This window comes from Nitrospirillum amazonense (assembly GCF_007828045.1).
In the GTDB taxonomy this organism is placed as follows: domain Bacteria; phylum Pseudomonadota; class Alphaproteobacteria; order Azospirillales; family Azospirillaceae; genus Nitrospirillum; species Nitrospirillum amazonense_C.
Map to the genome: position 1 here is coordinate 77970 of NZ_VITN01000023.1, position 24797 is coordinate 102766.

The 24797-nt window shown below is 70.6% G+C and carries 18 protein-coding genes; 10 read left to right on the forward strand and 8 right to left on the reverse strand.

The annotated features are described in order from the left end of the window. The first annotated feature begins 61 nt into the window (after nucleotides 1-61). Entirely contained in the window at nucleotides 62-2185 is a 2124-nt protein-coding gene (locus FBZ89_RS25520) for a 3-hydroxyacyl-CoA dehydrogenase NAD-binding domain-containing protein (protein WP_145753338.1), read from the forward strand. 179 nt (nucleotides 2186-2364) lie between these two features. Continuing rightward, nucleotides 2365-3522: an acyl-CoA dehydrogenase family protein gene (locus tag FBZ89_RS25525; protein ID WP_145753339.1), complete on the forward strand. Its 1158-nt coding sequence runs from the start codon at nucleotides 2365-2367 to the stop codon at nucleotides 3520-3522. 3 nt (nucleotides 3523-3525) lie between these two features. Here FBZ89_RS25525 and FBZ89_RS25530 read toward each other — a convergent pair whose 3' ends face one another. Both FBZ89_RS25530 and FBZ89_RS25535 read right to left on the reverse strand, forming a co-directional pair. Then, complete coding sequence (locus tag FBZ89_RS25530) at nucleotides 3526-4635, reverse strand: JmjC domain-containing protein (RefSeq protein WP_186457578.1); 1110 nt, start codon at nucleotides 4633-4635, stop codon at nucleotides 3526-3528. A 78-nt stretch (nucleotides 4636-4713) separates the two neighbouring features. Further along, nucleotides 4714-8112: a DUF3971 domain-containing protein gene (locus tag FBZ89_RS25535; protein WP_145753342.1), complete on the reverse strand. Its 3399-nt coding sequence runs from the start codon at nucleotides 8110-8112 to the stop codon at nucleotides 4714-4716. A gap of 197 nt (nucleotides 8113-8309) precedes the next feature. Here FBZ89_RS25535 and FBZ89_RS25540 point away from each other — a divergent pair, with 197 nt between their 5' ends. Continuing rightward, nucleotides 8310-11297: a bifunctional [glutamine synthetase] adenylyltransferase/[glutamine synthetase]-adenylyl-L-tyrosine phosphorylase gene (locus FBZ89_RS25540; protein WP_145753344.1), complete on the forward strand. Its 2988-nt coding sequence runs from the start codon at nucleotides 8310-8312 to the stop codon at nucleotides 11295-11297. Nucleotides 11298-11396: 99 nt separating this feature from the next. After that, nucleotides 11397-11861 (forward strand): thioredoxin-dependent thiol peroxidase, encoded by a 465-nt coding sequence (gene bcp / locus FBZ89_RS25545; RefSeq protein ID WP_145753345.1) that lies wholly within the window; start codon nucleotides 11397-11399, stop codon nucleotides 11859-11861. Between the two features lie 56 nt (nucleotides 11862-11917). On the opposite strand, the gene FBZ89_RS25550 is transcribed toward bcp, so the two are convergent. The 5 genes from FBZ89_RS25550 to parA form a co-directional block, all read right to left on the reverse strand. Beyond that, on the reverse strand, nucleotides 11918-12343 hold the full coding sequence (locus FBZ89_RS25550) for a VOC family protein (RefSeq protein ID WP_145753347.1): 426 nt from the start codon (nucleotides 12341-12343) through the stop codon (nucleotides 11918-11920). A gap of 76 nt (nucleotides 12344-12419) precedes the next feature. After that, nucleotides 12420-13334: a helix-turn-helix domain-containing protein gene (locus tag FBZ89_RS25555; RefSeq protein WP_145753349.1), complete on the reverse strand. Its 915-nt coding sequence runs from the start codon at nucleotides 13332-13334 to the stop codon at nucleotides 12420-12422. Nucleotides 13335-13406: 72 nt separating this feature from the next. Then, the gene (locus FBZ89_RS25560) at nucleotides 13407-14696 is read right to left on the reverse strand and encodes a phytanoyl-CoA dioxygenase family protein (protein ID WP_246172571.1); all 1290 of its coding nucleotides are present in this window, start codon (nucleotides 14694-14696) and stop codon (nucleotides 13407-13409) included. Nucleotides 14697-14726: 30 nt separating this feature from the next. Continuing rightward, a complete protein-coding gene (locus FBZ89_RS25565; RefSeq protein ID WP_246172572.1) occupies nucleotides 14727-16034 on the reverse strand; it encodes a phytanoyl-CoA dioxygenase family protein in 1308 nt (435 codons plus the stop codon). 138 nt (nucleotides 16035-16172) lie between these two features. Beyond that, a complete protein-coding gene (parA, locus tag FBZ89_RS25570; protein WP_145753350.1) occupies nucleotides 16173-16841 on the reverse strand; it encodes a ParA family partition ATPase in 669 nt (222 codons plus the stop codon). A gap of 209 nt (nucleotides 16842-17050) precedes the next feature. Here parA and FBZ89_RS25575 point away from each other — a divergent pair, with 209 nt between their 5' ends. The 5 genes from FBZ89_RS25575 (at nucleotide 17051) to FBZ89_RS25595 (ending at nucleotide 21669) form a co-directional block, all read left to right on the forward strand. Next, nucleotides 17051-18028 carry an L-threonylcarbamoyladenylate synthase gene (locus FBZ89_RS25575; RefSeq protein WP_145753376.1) on the forward strand — a complete coding sequence of 326 codons (978 nt, stop codon included), beginning with the start codon at nucleotides 17051-17053 and terminating at the stop codon, nucleotides 18026-18028. A gap of 80 nt (nucleotides 18029-18108) precedes the next feature. Next, nucleotides 18109-18648, forward strand: a complete 540-nt coding sequence (locus FBZ89_RS25580) for a DinB family protein (RefSeq protein WP_145753352.1) — start codon at nucleotides 18109-18111, stop codon at nucleotides 18646-18648. Beyond that, complete coding sequence (locus tag FBZ89_RS25585) at nucleotides 18645-20084, forward strand: FAD-binding oxidoreductase (RefSeq protein ID WP_145753354.1); 1440 nt, start codon at nucleotides 18645-18647, stop codon at nucleotides 20082-20084. The genes FBZ89_RS25580 and FBZ89_RS25585 overlap by 4 nt, the downstream gene beginning before the upstream one ends. A gap of 165 nt (nucleotides 20085-20249) precedes the next feature. Continuing rightward, nucleotides 20250-20462, forward strand: a complete 213-nt coding sequence (locus tag FBZ89_RS25590) for a hypothetical protein (protein ID WP_145753355.1) — start codon at nucleotides 20250-20252, stop codon at nucleotides 20460-20462. Nucleotides 20463-20535: 73 nt separating this feature from the next. Continuing rightward, a complete protein-coding gene (locus FBZ89_RS25595; protein ID WP_145753356.1) occupies nucleotides 20536-21669 on the forward strand; it encodes a sensor histidine kinase in 1134 nt (377 codons plus the stop codon). Here the strand turns inward: FBZ89_RS25595 and FBZ89_RS25600 are convergent. Next, entirely contained in the window at nucleotides 21666-22583 is a 918-nt protein-coding gene (locus FBZ89_RS25600) for a transglycosylase SLT domain-containing protein (RefSeq protein ID WP_246172574.1), read from the reverse strand. The genes FBZ89_RS25595 and FBZ89_RS25600 overlap by 4 nt on opposite strands. 316 nt (nucleotides 22584-22899) lie before the next feature. Here FBZ89_RS25600 and FBZ89_RS25605 point away from each other — a divergent pair, with 316 nt between their 5' ends. Beyond that, complete coding sequence (locus FBZ89_RS25605) at nucleotides 22900-24687, forward strand: acyl-CoA dehydrogenase (RefSeq protein ID WP_145753358.1); 1788 nt, start codon at nucleotides 22900-22902, stop codon at nucleotides 24685-24687. The last annotated feature ends 110 nt before the right edge of the window (nucleotides 24688-24797 follow it).

Below are 24797 nucleotides of genomic sequence, written 5' to 3' on the forward strand. Positions count from 1 at the left end.
TTTGATACTCTCCTGCCGGACGGCGCCGACCCAACCAGGCGCCTTGAGGAAGGGAGAGCCCATGGACGCCAGCGGCACCGCCACCGACCGCACCCCCGTGCGCTATGAGCGCCAGGGCCGCACCGGCATCATCACCGTCAATCAGCCGCCCGTGAACGCGCTGGGCCAGGCCGTGCGGGCCGGGCTGCTGCGTGCCCTGGCATTGGGCCAGGCGGACGGGGAGGCCGACCTGCTGGTCCTGCTGGCGGCCGGCCGCACCTTCATGGCCGGCGCCGATATTCGCGAATTCGGCCAGGCGCCGCTGGCGCCCTTCCTGCCCGACGTGGTGGCGGCGCTGGAGGCCAGCCCCAAGCCCATCATCGCCGTGCTGCACGGCACGGCCTTGGGCGGCGGGCTGGAGGTGGCGCTGGGCTGTCATTTCCGGGTGGCGCTTCCGGGAACCAGGCTGGGCCTGCCGGAGGTGAAGCTGGGCCTGCTGCCCGGCGCCGGCGGCACCCAGCGCCTTCCCCGCCTGGTGGGCCCGGCCAAGGCGCTGGAGATGATCGTGGGCGGCGAGCCCGTCACGGCGACCACGGCGCTGGACATCGGCCTGGTCGATTGGGTGGCGGCGGAGACCGATCCCCTGGCCGCCGGCCTGGCCTATGCCAAGCGGGTGCGGGCCAAGGGCCTGATGCCCCGACGCACCGGCGCGCGCGGCGACCGCATCGCCGCCGTCAGCCCCCCGCTGTTTTCGGCCGCCCGCGCCGACCTGGCCCGAAAATCCCCCCACCTGTTCGCCCCCCACCGCTGCGTCGACGCGGTGGAGGCGGCCACCACCCTGCCCCTGGACGAGGGACTAAAGCGGGAGCGGGAGCTGTTCCAGGCCTGCATGGACAGCCCACAGCGCGCCGGACTGATCCATTCCTTCTTCGCCGAGCGGGCGGTGGCGAAGGTACCGGGCCTGGGGCCCGACGTGACGCCACGCCCGATACGGCGCGCGGCCGTCATCGGCGCCGGCACCATGGGCGGCGGCATCGCCATGTGCTTCGCCAACGCGCACATCCCCACCGTGCTGCTGGACACGAACCAGGAGGCGCTGGACCGGGGCCTGGCCACCGTCCGCCGCAACTACCAGGCCAGCGTGTCCAAGGGCAGGCTGAGCCGGGAGGAGGCGGACGCGCGCCTGAACCTGATCCGTCCCAGCCTGGATTATGACGACCTGGCCGACGCCGACCTGGTGATCGAGGCCGTGTTCGAGTCCATGGACCTGAAGAAGCAGATCTTCACCCGGCTGGACCAGGTATGCCGGCCGGGCGCCATCCTGGCCACCAACACCAGCACCCTGGACATCGACGCCATCGCCGCCGTGACCGGCCGGCCGCAGGACGTGGCCGGCCTGCATTTCTTCAGCCCGGCCAACGTCATGCGCCTGCTGGAGGTGGTGCGGGGCCGGGAGACGGCGCCCGACGTGCTGGCGACCGCGATGGACGTGGCACGGCGCATCGGCAAGGTGGGCGTGGCCGTGGGCGTCTGCTACGGCTTCGTCGGCAACCGCATGCTGCACCAGCGGGCGCGCGAAGCCACGGCCCTGGTGGATGAGGGGGCGGCGCCGGACCAGGTGGACCGCGTGCTGGTGGACTTCGGCTTCCCCATGGGCCCCTTCGCCATGGGGGACCTGGCCGGGCTGGACGTGGGCTGGCGCATCCGGGAGGAGCGGCGCAAGGCCGGCGACCCCGACACCCCGCCCCCCGGCTGGCTGGACCGCCTGGCGGAGCAAGGCCGCCACGGCCAGAAGACGGCGGCCGGCATCTACCGTTATGAGGCCGGCAGCCGCGCGCCCCTGGCCGACCCGGTCACGGCCGACCTGATCGCCCAGGACCGTGCCGCCAAGGGCATCACCCCGCGCGCCGTGGGCGACCAGGAAATCCTGGAGCGCTGCCTGTACGTCATGGTGAACGAGGCCGCGAAGATCCTGGAGGAAGGGGTGGCCGCCCGCGCGCTGGACGTCGACATGATCTGGGTCCACGGCTACGGCTTCCCCGCCTGGCGCGGCGGCCCCCTGTTCTGGGCCGACCAGGTGGGCCTAGGCACCATCCTGGACGCCATCACCCGGTTTCACCGGGTGACGGGCGCCAAGCAGTGGCAACCCGCGCCGTTGCTGGAGCGCCTGGTGCGCGACGGCCGCGGCTTCGCCAGCCTGAACTGAGGGCAGCGACATGAGAGGAATCTCATGCCGCTTAGGACGCGACTGCGTCCGCCGGAGATTTCGGGGGAGCGCAGCGGACCGGAAATCGAGGACGAGGCAAGCGGGCGGATGCCCGCGCCCGCCGTTTGAGGGGGGCATTTGATCGATCACGATCAGATGCCCAACATAAAGGATGACCCATGGCCCTGGACCAAGAGACGCTGAACCAGCTGCTGGATACCGTGGGCCGCTTCGTGCGCGACCGCCTGGTGCCGCTGGAACACCAGGTGGCGGAGGATGACGCCATCCCGCCACACATCGTGACCGAGATGCGGGATCTCGGCCTGTTCGGCCTGTCGATCCCCGAGGAATATGGCGGCCTGGGCCTGTCCATGGCGGAGGAGGTGCAGGTGGCGTTCGCGCTGGGCCAGACCTCCCCCGCCTTCCGCTCACTCATCGGCACCAACAACGGCATCGGCTCGCAAGGCCTGGTCATCGACGGGACGGAGGCGCAGAAGCGGCACTACCTGCCCAAGCTGGCGACCGGCGAGATGATCAGCGCCTTCGCCCTGACGGAGCCGGAGGCGGGGTCCGACGCCGGGTCCTTGCGCACCAGCGCCCGGCGCGACGGTGACCATTACGTGCTGAACGGCACCAAGCGCTTCATCACCAACGCGCCGCACGCCGGCCTGTTCACCGTCTTCGCCCGCACCGACCCCGCCAGCCGCGACGCCAAAGGCGTCACCGCCTTCCTGGTGGAGGCCGGCACCCCGGGCGTCAGCGTCGGCCCGGCGGACCGTAAGATGGGGCAGAAGGGCAGCCATACCGCCGATGTGGTGTTCCAGGACGCGCGGGTGCCGGCGGCCAATATCCTGGGCGGGCGCGAGGGCCAGGGCTTCCGCACCGCCATGAAGGTGCTGGACCGGGGGCGCCTGCACATCGGCGCCGTCTGCGTGGGCGTGGCCGAGCGCCTGATCCGCGACAGCCTGGCCTACGCCCTGGACCGGCAGCAGTTCGGCCAGCCGATCGCCGAGTTCCAGCTGGTGCAGGCCATGCTGGCCGACAACCGGACGGAGGCCTACGCCGCCCGCTGCATGGTGCTGGAGACCGCCCGCCAGCGCGACGCCGGCCGCGACGTGGGGACGGAGGCCGCCTGCACCAAGCTGTTCTGCTCGGAGATGGTGGGGCGTGTCGCCGACCGCGCCGTGCAGATCCACGGCGGCGCCGGCTACATGGCCGAATACGGGGTGGAGCGCTTCTATCGCGACGTCCGCCTGTTCCGCATCTATGAGGGCACCAGCCAGATCCAGCAGCTGGTCATTGCCCGCAACATGATCCGGGACGCGAAAGGCGGCTGAAGCTCAATCCTCAAACAGCCAGACTTGGCCGGCGCGGGCCAGGCCGGCCACGGCTTCGGCCACCACCGCTCCCTCCATATCCGCCAGGTCGCGCTTCAAGTCGCCCAGGCGGGCGCCGTCCAGGGCCAGCAGGCGGGACAGCACCTGTTGCTGCGCCGGCGGCAAGGTGCGTGCCGGGCCGGCGGGACCACGCGCCGCGGGATGGATTTCCGTGGTATCCGGCAGGGTGCGATCCAGGCCCAGGTTCATGGGCTGGAGCGCCTCCCGTTCCCCATCCAGCTGGGTGAACAGCGCCGCCACGTCCGGCTGTTCCAACGCGCCGCGCAGCAGATCGGCCTGTGCGGACAGCTGCCGGCGCGTGGCCGCCTCATCGGCCAAGGCCATGACCTCTTCCCGGAAGGCGTCTTCGCCCCCCTCCAGCCGGCCGGCCAGGGCCCGCAGCAGGTCGCGGGCGCGCAGGCCGCCCAGATTGAGGGTCAGGTGGACGGAATGGCCGCCCTCCGCCACCGTGGCCCAGTGGATGTCGCCACGCGGGATGTACAGCACATCCCCGGGGCGCAAGGTGTCCTCCCACTCCACCGGCCCCGCCTCCGCCACGGTGGGATAGCTGCGGCTGACCAGGGGATGGACGGCGCGGGCGCCGTGGCAGCGCCAATGCTTCTCCCCCGATATCTGCAGGATGATGACGTCGTGGTTGTCCCAGTGGGGACCCAAGGCGCCCTCACGCTGGAAGCTGACATAGGCGTTGGCGCCGCCGCGCACGCGATAGCGCCGCTCCACCGCCGCGACCAGGGCGGCGATGCGGGGGGAGACATGGTGCAGGTGGTTCAGCGCCAGGCTGAGCCCCTGGCCGATCTGCTCGTGCAGGGCGGCGGTCTTAAGGAACATCTGGCCCGCCTTGTTGCGGCCCACCACCGTCTCATAGGGCAGGTCCTGGCCGGAGCGGACCAGGCGCAGGCGGCCGTTGTGCAGGCCGGCCAGCGTCACCTGGGCGTTGATCAGCGACCAGGGCAGCAGCCGGGCGAAAACGCCCGCCTGGCCGGTACGCAGGTGCAGGCGCCGCTTTTCCAGGAAAGCCCGGTCCAGGTCTGCCGGATCATGAGGACGGACCAACGCCGACACGCCACCAAGCATAAACCCACCCCAACGCCATGATCCCGTCCCAGGATAGCACCCGGCCGGAAAGTCCTGCTACTTCGGCGTGTCGGGCGTTGCCGGGTCGGGCGTTGCCGGATCGGCCGCCGGCTTGGCCGGCTTTTTCCGCGGGGCGGGCTTCGCCTCCGGCTTGCCGTCCTCATCCGTGGGCGACAGGAAGAACAGGTTGCGCAGGAAGCCGGGGGCCAGCACAGCCAGCGGATTGACCGACACGTCCAGGTCGTCCAGCGGACCTTTCACCCGGTAGGTGGCCGACAGCAGTCCCTGGCCCTCACCCCCCGTCAGCAGGTCGCCGACGATGGGGATGGCGCCCAGCAGCTTGTTGAAGGTGCTGAAGGGCACGATGGTGCCCTGAAGGTCGGCCATGCCGCGGCTGAGGTTGATCTCCCCCTCCATGGTCAGGCCGATGGCGGCGCCCGAGGTGCGGACATCGTGGAAGCTGACGCCGGTGTCGGTCCAGTGGAAGCCCCCTTCCAGCTTGCTGAAAGTGATGGGGGCGCCGCTCATGAAGTCGGAAAAGCCCTGGAAGCTGGCGGCCGACAGCAGGCGCGCCATGACCGGCGCCTCCACCACCTGGTAATCGGTGACGTCCAGGGTGCCGTCCACCACCTCATGCGGGTCGCCGGCGGTGCTATGGCCCTTCACCACCAGCTTGCCGCCGCGCAGATGGTCCAGCACGTCCAGCTGCTGCAGGGCGGCGCCCGCGTCGTCGGAGGTGATGGTCAGCGCCATGGCGTTGCCGTCCGGCACATAGCGCAGGGCCAGATGGCCGGCATTGTCCTTGCCGATGCGGCTGTCCAGCACGACGGAGCGCCAGCTGCGCCCCCGGCGGGCGAACTGGCCCTTGCTGGCGCCGATCTCGCGCCCGCCGTTGGCCGTCACCACCTTGTCGAAGTTGAAATCGATGTCCAGCGGCGGCCGTGCATCCAGCGCCTTCAGTTCCGCCTCGGTCAGGGGCCGGCCGTTGCCGCCCCCGCTGGCGGAGCGGCGGAAGGGCCGCGCGTCCATGGAGGGACCGGCCGTCTTGATCCGCATGCCGCCCGCATCGTCCACGTCCACCGTCATGGCGGCGTCGGTGCGCCCCTGGCGGTAGCGGTCGACCGCGACGTGGCCGATGGAGAAGTCGTGCTTCAGGTCCATGCTGCCCGACGCCTCCATCCCATCCGCCTTCAGCTGGAAGCGGGTGACGTGCAGCGGCCGGCCCTGGTCGAAGCCCACCTCGACATGGCCGGAGGCCGGCACGCCCGTCACCTTGCGCCAGTCCATCAGGGACACGGCCAAGGCCGACTTGGTCAGGTCCAGGTCGGCCAGGATGGTTTCCTGATGCTGGGCGTCCCTGGTGTAGACCATGTTGACGCCCACGGGGCCGCGCACCCAGTCGGGGAAGTCCAGGTGGAACAGCTGGCGGTCGCGGTCGGTGGCCGTGGCCTGCAGGGCGACACGGGTGCCGATGGGCGCCTCCGCCGGGAAATTCTCGCGCCACAGGATGCGGGCCGGCATGCCGTTCAGGCGGGCGGTGCCGTTGGTGTCCATGCCCTTGTTGTCCAGCACCAGGTTCAGGTCGCCGTCCGACGCCTTGATGTCGGCCACGATATTGTCAGCCGCCACGTTCCTCAGGTGCGCCTGCACGCCCAGCTTCACCTGGTCCATCTTCAGGGTGGCGACCAGCGGGAAGTCGAAGCGCAGGGTCATGTCGGCCGTGCCGGCCACCGCCGCCGGCACCAAGCCCACCTTCTTGGCATAGCCCAGGGGCGGGGTGTCGATGACGGTGAGCGCGGACGAGATGGGGCCGCTGACGGGCAGCGTCATTTCCATCTTCTGCGCCGTCTTGTCCAAGCCGGTGATATCCAGACGGGAGGTGCCCAGCGCCAGGTCCAGCAGGCGGCCCTGTGTCAGCTCGATGCCCAGATGCACGCCGTCGAAGGTGGCGGTGCCGCCCACATCCTTCACCTTGGGCAGGCCGTCCATGTAGTTCACGGTGGCGCCGGAGAAGGCGAAGCTGGCCGTCATTCGGCTGGGCACCATGTCCGACAGGTCGGCCGGGGCGTTGCCCTCCAAATTGAAGGTGACCTTGTCGAAGGCGCCGTCCGACAGGTTCTGCATGATCCACGCGCGCGGCTTGGGCAGGGCGTCCAGGGGCCACAGCGCGTCCAGCGCGCTCAACGGCACGGACTTGACCTCGGTGGCCAGGGTCACGCGATAGCTGCCGTCGTCCCGCTTCACCCCCTTGCCCGTCAGCATGACGGTGGACGCGGGTGCCGGCCCGCCGGACCCCGGCAGGGTCAGGTTCAGGTGGTTCAGGGTCAGCCCCCCGGGTTCCAGCCGCGCCTGCAGGTCCAGGTTGGCCACCGCCAGCGGCGCCTTCAGGCGCCCCGGCAGGGTGACCGTGCCGGCCGTGCCGCTAAGCGCCACGTCGAAGATGCGGGGGGAGAAGTCGGAGGCGAGGTCCAGGGTCACCGTGCCGGCCAGGGGCATGTCGATGCCGCCCACCGCCGCCAGCACGCCATCGGACGCGCGGGTGATGCGCGCCAAGTCCGCCGGGCTGACGCCGGAGAAATGGCCGACCGCGCTGATGGTGCCGTCGGCCAGGCGATAGCCCAACTCGGCCGCCACCTGCGTCATATGCCCGCCCAGGTCCACCACCAGCTGGGCGTTGCCGGTGATGCCCCGCCGGTCGCGGGTCAGGGAGATGTCGGCCCGGGGGGCGGACCACACCAGGCCCAGCTGGCGGTTGTCCACCGACAGCCGCGCCTCGGACACCACCAGCTTGGTGAGCGCGCCCAGGGGTTCCAGCGGATCCGGCGGCCGCTTCAGCGCCGCGATCAGGTCCGCCATGAAGTCGTTGCCGTCGTCGGTGTCGTCATCCGACATCAGCGCCAGGCGGAAACGGCCGTCGACCTCACGGATGGCATTCAGCCGGGGACGCACCAGCACGATGCGGGTGGGCGCCAGGCGGCCGTGCAGCAGCGCCGGCACCGACAGGGCCACGCGGAATTCCGGCAGCGTCGCCACGGTGGCGCCGCCCGTGCCCGTCAGCACCACGTCGTCGGCCAGGATTTCCACCGTGGCGCCCTTGGGCGCCCTGGCCAACAGCACCTTATGGACGGAGATGTGGACGCTCCCATCCGAATTCACCGCCTGCTCGAGATAGGGCGCGAACCAGGAAATGGGCATGGGCCCCCGGCTGAGCCGCCAGGTCAAAAGGCCTGCCGTGACCAGGACTACCAGCAGCAGGCCCGCCGCCAGTTCCAGGACGACCAGGGCCGCGTGGCCGATCATACCCCGCCGCTTGCGCGGCGGCTTGGGCGGGGGCGGTGCGATGGGATCGGGCGGGCGCCGCCCCGGCACGCGCAGGCCCACGTCCCCCCCTTCGCCGGACGCCTGCGTCCCGGTCGGCACCTCGGCGGGGGGAATGGGCGGGGTCGGACGGGGCAAAGGCTCAGACTTCCGGCATGGCTTGACCGCGTTGCGGACCCTTGGGCACTCTGCCCCGGGAACCCACAACCGCGAAACGGCGAACAGCGAACGGGGCCCCGCCCCACCCCTTGTCCAGTCCCAGCAACATAGGGTCACGATGGACAGGTTTACACGGGGGCAAAGCCCGTTTCCTGGCATAGCCCGGTCAGACATCCATGTTCAATGTGAAATCCCTACCCCAAGCGGCAGATGCCGAACTTCTGGCCCGCGGGCTGGAGTCCTGGCAGCGCCGGGCGGAGGACTCCGGCGACACGGAACTGGCGGAATTCGCCCGGACCTGCGCGGCGGATGAGACGGGCGGGGCCTTGCTGCGGGCCATCCTGGGCAACAGCCCCTTCCTGGGCCAGGCCCTGCTGAAGGAGCAGGCGTTTTTCCGGCAGATAGCAACGCAGGGCTTCGATGCCACCTTCATGGACCTGCTGGAGGGGCTGTGGGCCGAAGTGGGAGGGTCCACCACCACCGACCGGCTGATGAAGGCGTTGCGCGTGGCCAAGCGCCGCGCCGCCCTGCTGATCGCCGCCGCCGATATCGCGGAAGCCTGGACGCTGGAGCAGGTAACCGGCGCGCTGAGCCAGCTGGCGGAAGCCGCCCTGCGCCTGACCGCCCGCCACCTGCTGCGCCAGTTGGCCGCCAAGGGCGAGATCCGACTGCCCGATGCCGAGAACGACCCCGAGGCCGGCAGCGGCCTGATCGTGCTGGCCATGGGCAAGTTCGGGGCGCTGGAGCTGAACTACTCCAGCGACATCGACCTGATCGTCCTTTACGACGACGGCGTGGTGCAGGCCCGCGACCCGGATGAGATGACCCGCACCTTCGTGCGCCTGGCCCGCGACCTGGTGCGCATCATGGAGGAGCGGGCGGTGGACGGGTACGTCTTCCGCACCGATCTGCGCCTGCGCCCCGACCCCGGCGCCACGCCGCTGGCCGTCTCCGTCTCCGCCGCGGAAGCCTATTACGGCAGCCTGGGCCAGAACTGGGAGCGGGCGGCCATGATCAAGGCGCGGCCGGTGGCCGGCGACCGCAAGGCCGGCCAGGACTTCATGGGCCTGATCCGCCATTTCGTCTGGCGACGCAGCCTGGACTTCGCCGCCATCCAGGACATCCATTCCATCAAGCGCCAGATCGGCGCGCACAAGGGCCACCGCGACAAGGCGGTGAACGGCCACGACATCAAGCTGGGCCGGGGTGGCATCCGCGAAATCGAGTTCTTCGCCCAGACCCAACAGCTGATCTATGGCGGGCGCGACCCCCACCTGCGCACCCCCGCCACCATGATGGCGCTGGACGCCCTGGTGGCCGCCGGCCGCGTGGGCGAGGACGCGGCCCAGGATCTGAAGGCGGCCTATCGCTTCCTGCGCCGGGTGGAGCACCGGGTGCAGATGGTGGACGACCAGCAGACCCACAAGCTGCCGGTGGACGACACGGGCGTGGCCGCCATCGCCACCTTCCTGGGCTATGCCGACGCCGACGCCTTCCGGACGGAGTTGCTGGCCACCCTGGGCCGGGTGGAGGATCGCTACGCCGCCCTGTTCGAGGAGGCGCCCCCCCTGTCCGGCCCCGGCAACCTGGTCTTCACCGGGACGGAGGACGACCCGGACACCATCACCACCCTGCGGGGCCTGGGTTTCCAGAACCCCTCGGCCGTCGCCGCCCAAATCCGCGCCTGGCACCACGGCCGCTATCGCGCCACCCGCAGCACCCGGGCGCGCGAACTGCTGACGGAGCTGGTGCCCGCCCTGCTGGCGGCCCTGGGCGGCACAGCCCAACCCGACCAGGCCTTCCTGAAGTTCGATGAGTTCCTGAGCCGCCTGCCCGCCGGGGTTCAGCTGTTCAGCCTGTTCTACGCCAATCCCAAGCTGCTGGAGCTGGTGGCCCTGATCATGGGCACGGCGCCACGCCTGGCCGACAGCCTGTCGCGGCGCCCGTCACAGCTGGACGCCGTGCTGACCCCCGGCTTCTTCGACCACCTGCCGGACGCCCAGGAACTGCGTGAGGGGCTGTTCCGCCAGCTGGCCGATGCCCACCATTTCGAGGAGGTGCTGGACCTGACGCGGCGCTGGACCAGCGACCAGCGCCTGCGCGCCGGCATCCAGATCCTGCGGCACCTGGCCGATGGCGATCAGTGCGGCCCCTTCCTGACCGAGGTGGCGGACACGGCGCTGGCCGTCCTGCATGAGCGGGTGGAGGCGGAGTTCGCCCCCCGCCATGGCCGTTTCGCCCCCGGAACGGATGAGGGAACGGGCATGGCCATCCTGGCCATGGGGCGGCTGGGGGCGGGGTCGCTGTCCCTGGGGTCGGACCTCGATCTCATCACCGTCTATCAGGTGCCGGAAGGGGCCGACCAGTCGGACGGTCCCAAGCCGCTGTCGCCCAGCGAGTACTTCATCCGCCTGACCCAACGCCTGATCAACGCCATCACCGTGCCCACGGCCGAGGGGGCGCTGTACGAGGTGGACATGCGCCTGCGCCCCTCGGGCAACAAGGGGCCGCTGGCCGTCAGCCTGGACGCCTTCACCCGGTATCAGCGCGAAAACGCCTGGACCTGGGAGCACATGGCCCTGACACGCGCCCGTGTACTGACCGGCCCGCCGGCCCTGCGGGCACGGCTGACCGAGGCCATCCACGCCGTGCTGGTGCAGCCGCGCGACCCGGACAAGCTGCTGGCCGACGTGGCCGACATGCGCGTCCGCATGGACAAGGAACACCACACCAAGGACCCCTGGTCGGTGAAGCATGTGCGCGGCGGCATGGTCGACATCCAGTTCCTGGTGCAGTACCTGACCCTGCGCCATGCCGCCGACCATCCCGGCATTCTGGACCCCAACACCACCGGCGCCCTGGCCCGCCTGCGCGACGCCGGCCTGCTGGATGCCGCGGACGCCGACGCCCTGGTCGACATCCACCGCCTGTGGCGCCGGGTGCAGGCCTTCCTGCGCCTGACGGTGGCGGGCGAGGTGAAGGTGGCGGAGGCGCCGCCGGCCCTGCGCCTGGCCCTGGCCGAAGCGGTGGGAAACAATACCCCTGGGGGCCTTGACTTCGACGCGGCGGAGGCAAAGATCCGCGCCGCGGCGGCCCAGGCCCACGCCCTGTTCCGGAAGGTGGTGGAGGAACCCGCCGCCCGCCTGCCGGCGCCGGCCCCTTGATCCAACCGGGGGGCTGGACCGTATCAGCCCCCGCCATCAGCCCGCCGTCGCAAACCCCACCTCGCAAACCTAGGCACGAACCCAAGAAGGAAAAGCACCATGGCCGTAGAGGTCGGAACCCCCGCCCCGGATTTCACCATGCCCACCGATGGTGGCGGCAGCGTCACCCTGTCGTCGCTGAAAGGCCGCCCGGTGGTGCTGTACTTCTACCCCAAGGACGACACCAGCGGCTGCACGGCCGAGGCCTGCGGCTTCGGCGAATCCTTGCCGCACTTTGAGAAGGTGGACGCCACCATCATCGGCGTGTCCAAGGACAGCGTGGCCAGCCACGACAAGTTCAAGAAGAAGTACAACCTGCCCTTCACCCTGGCGTCCGACGCCGACACCGACGTGTGCGAGCGCTATGGCGTGTGGGTGGAAAAGAACATGTACGGCCGCAAGTATATGGGCATCAAGCGCGCCACCTTCCTGATCGACAAGGACGGCCAGGTGGCCCAGGTATGGCGCAAGGTCAAGGTGCCCGGCCATGTCGATGCCGTGCTGGCGGCGGTGCAGGCACTGTAAGCAGGGGTAAGGCGGCGGGCATGACGCGCCCGCCGCTGGTTATCGAAGCGCCTCCCTCAGAGCGGCGCCCAGGGGTCGTAGGTGCCGAAGCTCCAGCTGTTCCCCTCGGGATCGCGGGCGTGGTAGCCGCGGCCGGGGTAGCCCTCGTTGTCGTGCGGCGGGGTCACGATCTCCGCACCGGCGGTGCTGGCGCGGGCGTGGTGGGCGTCGAGATCATCGACGACGATGTAGACGCAGGCCGTCACGCCCCCGGCCTCCGCCGCCGTTTTCCAGCGATAGGCGTCGGTGGACGGCCCGGGCCGGGCCGATCCCAGCATGACCATGCCATCCCCCAGCGTCAGTTGGGCATGGTGGATGAGGCCGGGGTCGTGGTCGTCGGCATAGACGGCGTGGACCTCGAAGCCGAGGGCGGCGCACAGGAAGTCGATGGCGGCCGGCGCGTCCCGATAGCGCAGACAGGGGATCAGGGGGTTGGTGGGCATGGCGCTCAATCTCCTCTCAGGCGGCGACGATGCCGCCGCCCAACCATAGGGCCCGACGACGCGGCCTGGATTGGATCTAACTTACCTCCGCCACCATACCGTCCACCGGGCCGCTCTCGACCAGGCCGCCGCCATCCGGCAGGGACCGGGCCAGGTATTGCCCGGGGGTAAGGCCGGCGAACTCCCGAAATTCCCGGATCATGTGCGACTGGTCGCAATAGCCGGCGTCGATGGCGATGCCGGCCCAGCCGCCGCTGCCCTCGCCCGGCGGCCCGGCCCCCAGCCGCTTGGTCAGCGCCTCGAACCGCATCAGGCGGCGGTAGGTGCGCGGGCCCACGCCCAGCGCGTCCTGCACGCGGGCGGCGAGGTGCTTGGCGCTCCACCCGATCTCCCCCGCGATATCGGCGATGTCCAGGTCGGGCCGGTCGCGCAGCAGGGCCAGCGCGTGGGCCTGGGCCCCCGGCAGAGCAGGCATGGCGTCAAAGCGGCGGGTCAGCGCGTCGTCCAGCGCCGCCATCCGGACGGTGCCGTCCGGCGCCTCCGCCAAGGTCTGCCCCAGCTGCCGTGCCGCCGATCCCAGGACGGCATCCAGGGGCACCACGCGGTCGATCAGATCCGTCAACGGACAGCCCAGCAGGCGCCGCAGGCTGGAGAGCGGCAGGAAGACATGCATGCCCGCCTGGGTGCCGACCGACCGGGACAGCGCCGGCGCCAAATGGGCGCCGGCCACGAAGCCCTCCCCCGCGCGCACGGTGATTTGCCGCCCATCGCCACCCACGATGCCGATGGGCTCCGCCAGGTTAATGATCAGGACGGCCTGGGCGTGGGGCAATTCCCGGCGGGTGGTGAAGCTGGTGCGCTCGCGATAGTCGGCATAGCCGTCCACCAGGCCGGACAGGACCGGTGGTGGCGCCAGGCTGGCCACGTGCCACGCGTCCCGCGCACCGTCATGGCGGCGGATGGACACGAGGCGGGAGGACGGGTTGGTCATAGGCGGGCCCTGGCAGCACTGCTGCCGGCCAGCTTGGCACAGATCACCCCGGCTTGGCAGGCCCGCCCGCGCCTACTTCAACGGATAGTCGAACACGGCATAGTGCCCGCCATGGTCGAACCGCCGGTTGGGCATGTCGGGGCGGTGGTTCACGCCGGTGTAATGGCCGATCAGCGACCGCCGCTCCACCCCCGGGCGCTTTGGCGCCGAGCCCCGGTGCATCAACCGGCCGTGCCAGATCAGCACGTCGCCTTTTTCCCCCAGGAAGCGGCGCGTCTCCACCCCCTGGGCCGCGATCTCCGCCTCGATGGCGGGGGTGACGTAGCGTTGCGTCAGGTGCGGCCAGGAGGCGCTACCGGTGGTGCCGGTGACGCGGTCGCGCTCCGCCGCGGTCATGAACTGCCGCACCCTCTCCCCCTGCAGCAAGGGCCAGCGGTGGGAGCCCGGGACGTATTCGAACGGCCCGGAATCGGGGTCGATACGGTCCAGGGCAATCCACACCGCCGCGTACCAGCCGTTGACGAAGGGCGGGCTGAGATATTCGTCCTGATGCCAGTTGCGCTCGGTCGAGGCCCAGCCGGTGAGGTTGAGATGCAGCATCATCTCCTCCCCGATCAGGCTGTTCATGAGGGCCATCAGCGGCGGGTGCAGGCAGATGCGCCGCAACTCCTCCACCTGCATGTAGGGGGTGGGGGTGATCCAGCCCAGCGCCCGGTCCACCTGCTCCCGCAGCCTGATATAAGGGTCCAGCAGCTCATCGCCGAGAAAGCCCTTGAGCAGGACCACGCCCTCGCGCCGCCATTGGCGCTGTTCGGGGCTCAATGCCGCCTCATCCACCACCGGCTGGTCCAGGGGCGGCAGGCCCTCGGGATCGGGATGGCCGCTGAGCATGGAGAAGCGGATGCCGCCGCTGGCGTCCGGCGGCGTGCCGTAGCAGAGCGCGCCCAGGGGCGGCCGGTCGCCCAGCGTGCGGGCCAGAGCCAGCAGCGCGGGCGCCAGCGCCTGGGCGTCCGGCGCCTCATCCACCTCGGCCACGAACAACCAGTAGACGGGGCCGCAGCCCGCGGGAAAGGGGGGCACGGTGATGCGGTCACAGCGCAGATCGCCATCGAACAGGCCGTCCGGGGTGCGCGACACCAGCGGCCCCTGACGCGCCTGGCCGGTGGCCTCATCGACCAGCAGGGCGTGCAGCGTCCGCTCCGGCCGGCCGCCCCGGATGTCGCCCGGCACCTCCACGACTTCCAGGTTGGCCACCCGCGTCACCACCCGCTCCACGATCAGCAGCGGCGGCAGCGCCGCCGGTGGCGTGGCGACGGTGGCGGGAACCGGCCGGCGGCCGAGAAGGCGGGACAGGAAGGTCATCGGGAAGGCCGGCTCATCAAGGGGGAAAGGTCACAGCAGGGGGGTATGGAACACGGCGTAGTGTCCGCCGCCCTCGAACCGGCGGTCCGGCATGTCGGGGCGGTGGTTCACGCCGGTGTAGTGGGCGATGAGCGACCGCCGCTCCAACCCCGGCTGCCGCGCGGGGGACCCGCGATGCATCAGCCGGCCGTGCCAGACGAGCACGTCGCCCTTTTCCGCCAGGAAGGCCCGCTTTTCGACACCGCGCCGGGCAATTTCCGCCTCCACGATGGGCGCGACGTAGGACTGGGTGACGCTGGGCCAGGCGTCATAGCCGCTGTCGGTCACGGCGGCGCGGCGCCGCTCCTCATCCGTCATGAACTGGCGCACGCGCGCGCCGCGCAGCAGGGGCCAGCGGTGGGAACCGGGGATGTATTCGAAGGGGCCGGCATCGGGGTGGATACGGTCCAGCGCGATCCACACGGCGGCGTACCAGCTGTTCACGAAAGGCGGGCTCAGATACTCATCCTGATGCCAGTCGCGCTCGGTGGACACCCAGCCGGTGAGGTTGAGGTGCAGCAGCATCTCCTCCCCCACCAGGCTGTTCAGCACCCGCATCAGGGGCGGGTGCAGGCAGATGCGCCGCAACTCCTCCACGTGCATGTAGGGCGTGGGGGAACGCCAGCCACCCGGCCGGGCCACCTGCTCGCGCCGGGCGATATAGGGGTCCAGCAGGTCGTCGGACAGGAAGCCCTTGAGGATGGCCACCCCCTCTTCCCGCCACTGCCGCTGTTCCGGCGTCAGCGTGTCCCCGTCCACCACAGGTTGGTCCAGGGCCGGCTGGTCCAGGGCCGGCTGGTCCAGGGGTGGCAGGGTGGCGGCCGGCGGCTCATCGCTGATCATGGCGAAGCTGAGCTGGGCGCGGTCCAGGCGGGGGCCTTCGCAGCCCACCGCCAGCAGCGGCCGCGGACCCAAGCCGGCCGCCAGGGCGCGCAGCGCCGGCACCAGGGGGGCGGGATCGGCGTCGCCCGACGCCTCGACGCCCGACGCCTCGACCACGAACAACCAGAAGGCGGGGCCCGTCCCATCCGGGAATTCCGGGAAGGCGATGCGGTCGATGCCGGGCGCCGACTGCGCGATCTCCCCCACCCGGACCTGCGCGCCCGTCTCATCCATGACGATGGCCCGCAGCGGGCGGCCGCCGCGGATGGCGCGCAGGTCACCGGGCACGGTGATGGCGTTCAGCCGGTGGATGAAGGCATGGAACGGCTCGGCGATGACCACGTCCGGCAGGACCGGCGCCGCCGCCTCCACGGTTGCGGGCGAGCGGCGCGAAAGCAGGCGCGACAAGATTTGCATGGCAACCCCAACCCAACGCCGCCCCAAGCCCCCCACAGGCGCCCCAAACGGCTGGTCGGGTATACACCGCCGCGCGCACCCCGTGCAATGAAGGCGCCCGCGCGGGTGGGAAGGCGCCCGCGCGGGTGGCGCCACGCCTCAGGCGCTGGCGCTGCGGTTCCCGGCCGTCAGGGTGCCGCCCAGCCGGGCCAGGATTTCGCCGGCCAGGGCGGCGATTTCCTCCGACCCCTTGGCGCGGCGGTCGGTTTCCTGCAGGGACAGGCCGTCCATCATGGCGCCGGCGAAGCCGACGCGGTTGCCGATGGCGGCCTCGGCCATGGGCACGCCCAATCCCGCCACCGCCTCCGTCAGGCGGTCGGCCAGCTTGGCGCGGGGCGGCACGCGGTTCAGCGTCACCAGCACCGCCCGCTTTTCCGCCTTGGCCATCTCCAGCGTCGGGCGGGTGGCCCACAGGTCCATAGGGCTGGGCTGCACCGGCACCACCACCAGGTCGGCCACGCGCACGGCGATGCGCGCCTCCGTCTCGGCATGCGGGGGGCTGTCCACCACCACCACGTCATGCTCGCGCGCCAGGCGCTCCACCTCTTTCTGGGTGCGCCAGCCGTTGATCTGCATGTGGGTCAGGCCGGGATCATCCAGGGCCTGCGCGCGCAGGCCGAACCAGGCGGTCAGGCTGCCCTGGGGATCGATGTCCACCACCGCCACACGCAGCCCGGCCAGCGACCAGGCCACGGCCAGCTGGATGGCCAGCGTGGTCTTGCCCGCCCCGCCCTTCTGCTGCGCGATGGTGACGACGTGACCCGCCATGATGGCTCCCCCTTCAGGAATGACCGTGGCCGGCAGTGTGGACCCGGCGGCGGTGGCGGGCAAGTGTGCAGTGCACAATGGATGATGCCCCAAAAGGGGAGCCCGGCCCTGCAGCCAGTGCCCTTGGACGGGGCGGACGGGTGGGCTAGATAAGGTGGTCCCTTTTGCCAGGTGCCGCCCCCGTGACCGAGTCCTATACAGTCCCCGACATGTCCCCGCCCACCCAAGAGGCGCTGGAGCGCGCGTCGCAGGCGCTGGCCGGCGGCAAGCTGGTGGCTTTCCCGACGGAGACGGTCTATGGCCTGGGCGGCGACGCCGGCAACGACCAGGCGGTGGCCGACATCTTCGCCGCCAAGGGCCGCCCCAGCTTCAACCCCCTGATCGTCCACCTGCCGGATGTGGCGGCGGTGGAGCGCTACGCCGTGATGGATGAGCGGGCGCACCAGATGGCCGACCTGTACTGGCCCGGCCCCCTGACCCTGGTCCTGCCCCGGCGGGCGGATGCCGCCCTGTCGCTGCTGGTCAGCGCGGGGCTGGACACGGTGGCGGTGCGGGTGCCGCGCCACCCCACGGCCCGCGCCCTGCTGCAGGCCAGCGGCCGGCCCATCGCCGCCCCCAGCGCCAACCGGTCCGGCCACGTCAGCCCCACCGCCCCCATCCATGTGCGCGAGGAATTCCCCGATGGCGGCGGCGGCCGGCTGGCCCTGATCCTGGCGGACGGCCGTTGCCCGGTGGGGGTGGAGTCCACCGTGCTGGACCTGTCGGGCGAGCACCCCGTGCTGCTGCGCCCCGGTTCCATCACGCCGGAGGAGATCGAGGCCGTGCTTGGCCCCATCCAGCGCGCCGCCACACCAGGCAGCGGGGTAAAGGCGCCCGGCATGCTGGAAAGCCACTACGCCCCCGGCCTGCCGGTGCGGCTGAACGCGCTGAACGCCGCCAGGGATGAAGCGCTGCTGGGCTTCGGTCCCGACCGCTTCGTGCTGGGCGGGGCGGAGCGGCTGAACCTGTCGCCCGCCGGCGACCTGAACGAGGCCGCCGCCAACCTGTTCGCCATGCTGCGCCGGCTGGACAAGCCCGGCCTCAGCGGCATCGCCGTGATGACCATCCCCGACGTGGGCCTGGGCCTGGCCATCAATGACCGACTGCGCCGGGCGGCGGCCCCCCGGCCCCGAGACGGAACCGGTTGACGGACCACACCGTTAGCACTTGATCCCAGCGGGCGGGAGCGGACACTCTGGCATCCCCGCCCCGGAGTTGAGGCCGCCCCATGACAGAGCCCCGGCACATCATCCTTCTGGCCCAGTACAACGCCTGGATGAACACCAAGGTGCTGGACGCGGCGGCACGGCTGCCGGCCAAAGCCCTGACCGCCGACCGGGGGGCCTTCTTCCGCTCCATCCTGGGCACGATGAACCATCTGATGGTGGCGGACCTGCTGTGGCTGCGGCGCTTCCGCACCCATCCCGCCGGCTACGCCACCCTGGACCCGGTCATGGACCTGCCCGTGCCGACGCGCCTGGATGAGGCGCTTTATTCGGACTTGGCCAGCCTGGCGGCCGACCGCCAGGTGATGGACGCCACCATCGGCCGCTGGGCCGCCAGCGTGCGCGCTTGCGACCTGAACCAGGTGCTGACCTACACCAGCAGCGCCGGCCGGACCTGCGCCCGCCGCTTCGGCGACCTGATCGTGCATTTCTTCAACCACCAGACCCATCATCGCGGCCAGGCCACCACCCTGCTGATCCAGGCCGGCCAGGACGTGGGCGTCACCGACCTGGTGGCCCTGATACCGGATGAAGCCCCATGAGCACGCGCCTTTCCGCCACCGCCCAGGCCTGCCTGACGGCCCTTTCCGACCTGCTGGGCCCCGGCGGCTTCATCACCGACGCGCAGGCGCAGACGCCCTACCTGACGGAGGCGCGCGGCAACGCCGTCAGCGTGCCGCTGGCCCTGCTGCGCCCGTCGACGACGGCGCAGGTGGCGGCCGTGGTGCGCCTGACGGCCGAGGCCGGCATCGCCCTGGTGCCCCAGGGCGGCAACACCGGCCTGGTGGGCGGCGCCCTGGCGGCGGAAGGCACCCTGCTGCTGAACCTGGGCCGCCTGAACCGCATCCGCGAGATCGACCCCCTGGACCACACCATGACGGTGGAGGCGGGGGTCATCCTGGCCACGGTGCAGCAGGCGGCCAACGACGTGGACCTGATGTTCCCCCTGAGCCTGGGCGCCGAGGGCAGCTGCACCATCGGCGGCAACCTGTCGACCAACGCCGGCGGCATTCTGACCCTGCGCTACGGCAACGCCCGCGCCCAGGTGCTGGGGCTGGAGGTGGTGCTGCCCGACGGGCAGGTGTGGAACGGCCTGCGCCGCCTGCGCAAGGACAACACCGGCTATGACCTGAAGCACCTGTTCCTGGGTGCGGAGGGCACGCTGGGCATCATCACCGCCGCCACCCTGTCGCTGGTGCCCCGGCCGCGCCAGATGGAAACGGCGCTGGTGGCGGTACCCGACGTGACCGCCGCCCTGCGCCTGCTGAAACGCCTGCGCCAAGCCAGCGGCGACGCCGTCTCGGCCTTCGAGATCATGCCGCGCTTCGCCATCGATGGCGCCGCCCGCTACCTGGGCGAACAGAACGACCCGCTGTCCGAACCGTCCCCCTGGTACATCCTGGCGGAGCTGACGGCCGGCACGCCGGGCGACGCCCTGCGCGACACGGTGGAGGGTGCCCTGGCCGAGGCCATCGAGGCGGGGGAGGCGACGGACGCCACCCTGGCCGCCAGCGGCGACCAGCGGCAGAAGCTGTGGCGCCTGCGCGAGGGCCTGCCGGAGATCGGGCGCAAGGTGGGCGGCGCCCTGCACCATGACGTGGCCGTGCCGGTCAGCCGCGTCCCCCAGTTCATCGAGCGCGCCAACCAGGCGGTGGCGGCCTTGTGCCCCGGCGCCCGGCCCTACCCCTTCGGCCATCTGGGCGACGGCAACATCCACTACAACATCGCCCGGCCGGACACCGACGACCCGGGCGACCGCGACGCCTTCCTGGCCCTGGGGGAGCGGATCATGCGGGCGGTGCACGACGTGGTGCTGGCGCTGGATGGGTCGATCAGCGCCGAGCACGGCATCGGCAACAAGAAACGCAACGAACTGGCACGCGCGCGGTCACCCCTGGAAATCGATCTTATGGCAAGCTTGAAGCGCCTGCTGGATCCGCGCGACCTCATGAACCCCGGTAAAATCTTACCCCAATAGGCAGGATTTTTCGGGGAAACCGGGCCCAGGCATAGGCCAGTACTGACCTTTGGCGTCAGTTGACGGCGACTCGGGGGCCATGAGACCCTTGGTTGTAGAGATAAAGGAGCCTGTGGTGCCGCCGCGTATGAGTGGCCGGCCCACCCCAAGAGAGGGAGAGAGCCTATGCCTGGCAAGACCTCGACCCCCATTGGCCCTCACCCCTCCCCCCTGCCCCTTTACCTTAGGCTGCTGCGGGGTGGCACCCTGGTGGGGCAGGTCCCGTTGGCCGATGACGGCGATGCCGCCGTGTCCGTCCCACGCCAGATGACGGGTGGCGCGTGCGGCGGCCAGATGATGGCCGGCCGGTCGGAAGATCCGGCCCTGGTCCATTTCTGACGGCCGTACCCCCAAACGATCCTAGCCATCCGCAGTAGTGCGTTCGGCCGAGGCGACTGTATGATCAGCCGCCATGAAGCCGTTCATCACCACCTTCCTGTCCCTGCGACGGCGATCAGCGCCGATACGCTACGCCGGGGCCGCCGTGCTGGTGTGCCTGGCGTTCGGCGTGCGTATCGCGCTGGACGATGTGCTGGACGGCTATCCCGTGGTGCATTTCTTCCCCGCCCTGGTGCTGGGAACGCTGTGGTTCGGGGTCGGCCCAGGCTTGCTGGCCGTGGTCCTGAGCACGACGCTGGCCCTGCCCTTCTTCGCGCCGGCCGCCGACGGCCCACCCTGGGCGCAACAGCTGGCCACCCTGCCTGGCCGGCTGGCGGCCCTGCCGCCCAGGGGTTGGGCGGGCCCCGCCCTGTTCGTCGTCATCAGCCTGGCGGTGGTGTCCATCATCGCGGCATTGCATGACGCCCTGGACACCCTGGCGGCGGGGGAGGAGCAGCAGGCCATGCTGTTGCGTGAAATCTATCACCGCATCCGCAACGATCTGCAGTCCGTGTCCAGCCTGTTGATGGTGGCGGAAAGCCGGGCGGGTGCCAAGGAGGCGGGGGAGCTGGCCAAGGCGGGGGAACGGGTGCGGGTGCTGGGCCTGGTCTATTCCAGCCTGCAGCGGCTGCAACGCGAGCCCTTCGTGCCGGCCCGTGCCTTCCTGGGCCAATTGGTGGAAAACCTGGCCGCCGCCCATGTCGCCGGCCGTCCCATCGCCTTCACCGTCGAGGTCGAGGACCTGAAGCTGCCGCAGCGGGCCGCCGTGACCCTGGGCCTGGCCGCCAATGAGCTACTGACCAACGCGCTGAAATACGCCTTCCCCGCCGGGCGGCCCGGCACCGTGGCCGTGCGCCTGGGCACCGAGGGGGGCACGGAGGGGCAGCGATGGGTTCTGCGGGTGGAGGATGACGGCGTCGGCCTGCCGCCGCCCGCCCCCAATGGCGAAAGCCCGGCAACAACGGCCGGGCCGGCAGAAGATTCCGGCACAGAAGATTCGGGCACCCATGGCACCCATCATCCCCGCCCACCCCGCACCGGCCTGGGCCACCTGCTACTGGAACAGCTGGCCCGGCAATGCGGCGGCCAGCTGGGGCAGGTCAGCGATGGCGGCGTGAAGGCCTGGCTGGCCGTGCCGGCGACGCCGGAGGCCTACCGCTCCGCTTAAGCGCTGGCCATATAGGCGGCGGCCATGTTGGGCGCGCGGTTGGTGGTCATGCGCTGTTCCTGCTGGCTGTAGCCGTCCTTGTTGTCCTGGTCCTCGTCCTCGGTAGGCGCGGCCAGGGCGTTCAGCATCATGATGGTGTAGGTGGACAGCGGCATCTTGGACGAGCTGGCGCCCCGCACCATGTCCCAGGGCTGCGACGTACTGTCGGCCGTCTGCACGGTGCCCAGGGTGGTGGACCCGGCATATTTGTCCGCGCTGGCCCCGCCCGTGCCATCGAACTTCTTGGCGAAGCGATCATAGACCTGGCCCAGGGACAGCGCCTTGCCGTTGTTGTCGTAGAAGACGGCGTCATTGGCGTCGGCCGCGTCCGGCACTACGGCGTCCGCCGCCTGGTTGGGGTTTTTCTTCAGCGCGTTCAGGAACTTGGAGGCGCCGCCGGCGCCCAGGAAATGGGCCAGGTACAGCTCGGTCCCGCCGATGGTGCCGCCCACCTGCTGCTGCAGGGTGGTCTTGTTGTCCTGGGCCAGCGCCGCCGCCATCATGGCCGAGGTGTCGGCGTCCTTGCGCAGGTCGAGAATCTTTTGCCGGGTGGCGGGATCGGAGACGTAGGCGCTGCCGTCGCCGCGGGTCTTGATGGCGGCGGCGTACTGGCCCAGCCCGACCTCGGCGCCGTGCTGCTGCACCATGTTCAGCCAGGTGGAGTCGGTGAACTGGTAGAGGCCGGTGGCGCTGCTGGTGCTGGCCTTGGCGTTGGTGTTGTAGCCGCTTTCCACCGACGCCTGCTTCAGCAGATAGGAAAAATCTACCCCGGCCTTGGTGCTGGCCTGCTGCACCGCCGCCACGATCTTGGCGGGGGCGGAAGACGCCAAACCCTGTGCTGCAGTCAACTGCGTGGTGGACAGTGCGCTGTTCACGACCGGACCTCACTTACCTGGAAAACGACCGGCCGATGGGGGCCGATCCGATGCTGGCCTGTAGGGGAAGCAAGGGGCGTGCCAGTCTCTAGCGGCGGCGAGATCCGGGCCGGACTTTCGGCGACGCTTGCCCGCCCGCCGCCGTCCCGGCAGGATGGGCCCCGCGTCGACGGGACGTGGCCCTTCCGCTCAATGATCGGGCCCGCCCGCCCAATAACATTGAGCACCCCGCCGGCCGTGCCGGGTCCCGCCCCCAGTCCTGAAGCGATGGGCGCCAGGCCCCACCGGCGGGTCCCCCGGGAGGACCCGAGAGACCATGACCTATCAAGCGCCCCTGAAGGAAATCCGTTTCGTCCTGAATTCCGTCGTCGGCCTGGACAAAGTTGCCGCCTACCCCGCCTTCGAGGCCGCCACGCCCGACCTGGTGGACGCCGTGCTGGAGGAAGGCGCCAAGCTGGCCGACAACGTGCTGGCGCCCCTGAACGTGGTGGGCGACCGCCAAGGCGCCAAACTGACGGACACGGGCGTGCGCACCCCCGACGGCTTCAAGGACGCCTACCGCCAGTTCGTGGAAGGCGGGTGGAACAGCGTGCCCTTCGACCCCGACCATGGCGGTCAGGGCCTGCCCTGGACCCTGTTCATCGCCCTGCTGGAAACCTGGACCAGCGCCAACATGTCCTTCGCCCTGGGGCCGCTGCTGACCCAGGGGTCGGTGGAACTGCTGACCGCCCACGGATCGGACGAGCAGAAGACGCTGTACCTGCAAAAGCTGATCTCCGGCGAATGGGCCGGCACCATGAACCTGACGGAGCCGCAGGCGGGTTCCGACGTGGGCGCCGTGCGCACCCGCGCGGTGCGGCATGAGGACGGCACCTACCGCATCACCGGCCAGAAAATCTTCATCACCTATGGCGACCATGACTGGACGGACAACATCGTCCACCTGGTGCTGGCCCGCACGCCGGACGCGCCGGCTGGCACCAAGGGCATCTCCCTCTTCATCGTTCCGAAGTTCCTGCTGAACGCCGATGGCACCCCGGGGGGGCGCAACGACGCCTATTGCGTCAGCCTGGAGCATAAGCTGGGCATCCACGCCAGCCCCACCGCCGTCATGAGCTATGGCGACAACGGCGCCTGCGTGGGCTACCTGGTGGGCGAGGAGAACCGCGGCATCGAGTACATGTTCACCATGATGAACAACGCCCGTCTGGGCGTGGGCCTGCAGGGCGTGTCCATCGGTGACCGCGCCTACCAGCAGGCGCTGGCCTATGCCAAGACCCGGGTGCAGAGCCGCGACGTGGCCGGCGGGCCCCAGCCGGTGACCATCATCCACCATCCCGACGTGCGGCGCATGCTGCTGACCATGCGGTCCAAGGTGGAGGCCGCGCGGGCCATCGTCTATTTCACCGCCGCCTCCCTGGACGGCCGGCACCATCACCCCGACGCGGAGGCCGCAAGCCACGCCGGCCTGCTGAACGACCTGATGACCCCGGTGGCCAAGGCGTGGAGCACCGACATCGGCGTGGAGGTGGCCAGCCTGGGCGTGCAGGTGCACGGCGGCATGGGCTTCATCGAGGAGACGGGGGCCGCGCAGTATTACCGCGACGCCCGCATCGCCCCGATTTACGAGGGCACGAACGGCATCCAGGCCAACGACCTGGTGTTCCGCAAGCTGGGCCGCGACGGCGGCGCCACCGCCCGCGCGCTGTTCGCCCAGATGGCAGAGACGGCGGAGGCCGCCGCCGCCCAGCCGGGCGACGACCTGGCCGCCATCGCCCAAGGCCTGAAGCGCGGCATCGCGGCGCTGGAGGACGCGACGTCCTTCCTGGTGGACCATGTGAAGGCCGACGCGCGCGCGGCGGCGGCCGGGGCCGTGCCCTACCTGACCCTGTTCGGCAACGTCACCGGCGGCTTCCTGCTGGCCCGCGGCGCCATCGCCGCCAACCAGGCGCTGGCCCAGGGCCAGGACGTGGCTTTCCATGAAAGCAAGCTGGTCACCGCCCGCTTCTTCGTGGAACAGGTGGTGGCCCCGTCCCTGGGCCTGGCCGAGCTGATCCGCACCGGTCACCGCACCCTGATGGCGTTGTCGGAAGACCAGTTCTGAGCGGCGCGCGCTGTTGATCGGGTAGGGGGAAGGTTCACACCTCCCCCCTCCCACACCACCGTACGTACGGTTCCGTATACGGCGGTTCATGAAGCGTGGTTTAGGCGTTG

What these genes read in the sequence shown, in the direction of transcription:
- FBZ89_RS25520 (WP_145753338.1), top strand. Translation starts at nt 62, where the DNA reads ATGGACGCCAGCGGCACCGCCACCGACCGCACCCCCGTGCGCTATGAG.
- FBZ89_RS25525 (WP_145753339.1), top strand. Translation starts at nt 2,365, where the DNA reads ATGGCCCTGGACCAAGAGACGCTGAACCAGCTGCTGGATACCGTGGGC.
- FBZ89_RS25540 (WP_145753344.1), top strand. Translation starts at nt 8,310, where the DNA reads ATGTTCAATGTGAAATCCCTACCCCAAGCGGCAGATGCCGAACTTCTG.
- bcp (WP_145753345.1), top strand. Translation starts at nt 11,397, where the DNA reads ATGGCCGTAGAGGTCGGAACCCCCGCCCCGGATTTCACCATGCCCACC.
- FBZ89_RS25550 (WP_145753347.1), bottom strand. Translation starts at nt 12,343, where the DNA reads ATGCCCACCAACCCCCTGATCCCCTGTCTGCGCTATCGGGACGCGCCG.
- FBZ89_RS25555 (WP_145753349.1), bottom strand. Translation starts at nt 13,334, where the DNA reads ATGACCAACCCGTCCTCCCGCCTCGTGTCCATCCGCCGCCATGACGGT.
- FBZ89_RS25560 (WP_246172571.1), bottom strand. Translation starts at nt 14,696, where the DNA reads ATGACCTTCCTGTCCCGCCTTCTCGGCCGCCGGCCGGTTCCCGCCACC.
- FBZ89_RS25565 (WP_246172572.1), bottom strand. Translation starts at nt 16,034, where the DNA reads ATGCAAATCTTGTCGCGCCTGCTTTCGCGCCGCTCGCCCGCAACCGTG.
- parA (WP_145753350.1), bottom strand. Translation starts at nt 16,841, where the DNA reads ATGGCGGGTCACGTCGTCACCATCGCGCAGCAGAAGGGCGGGGCGGGC.
- FBZ89_RS25575 (WP_145753376.1), top strand. Translation starts at nt 17,051, where the DNA reads ATGTCCCCGCCCACCCAAGAGGCGCTGGAGCGCGCGTCGCAGGCGCTG.
- FBZ89_RS25580 (WP_145753352.1), top strand. Translation starts at nt 18,109, where the DNA reads ATGACAGAGCCCCGGCACATCATCCTTCTGGCCCAGTACAACGCCTGG.
- FBZ89_RS25585 (WP_145753354.1), top strand. Translation starts at nt 18,645, where the DNA reads ATGAGCACGCGCCTTTCCGCCACCGCCCAGGCCTGCCTGACGGCCCTT.
- FBZ89_RS25590 (WP_145753355.1), top strand. Translation starts at nt 20,250, where the DNA reads ATGCCTGGCAAGACCTCGACCCCCATTGGCCCTCACCCCTCCCCCCTG.
- FBZ89_RS25595 (WP_145753356.1), top strand. Translation starts at nt 20,536, where the DNA reads ATGAAGCCGTTCATCACCACCTTCCTGTCCCTGCGACGGCGATCAGCG.
- FBZ89_RS25605 (WP_145753358.1), top strand. Translation starts at nt 22,900, where the DNA reads ATGACCTATCAAGCGCCCCTGAAGGAAATCCGTTTCGTCCTGAATTCC.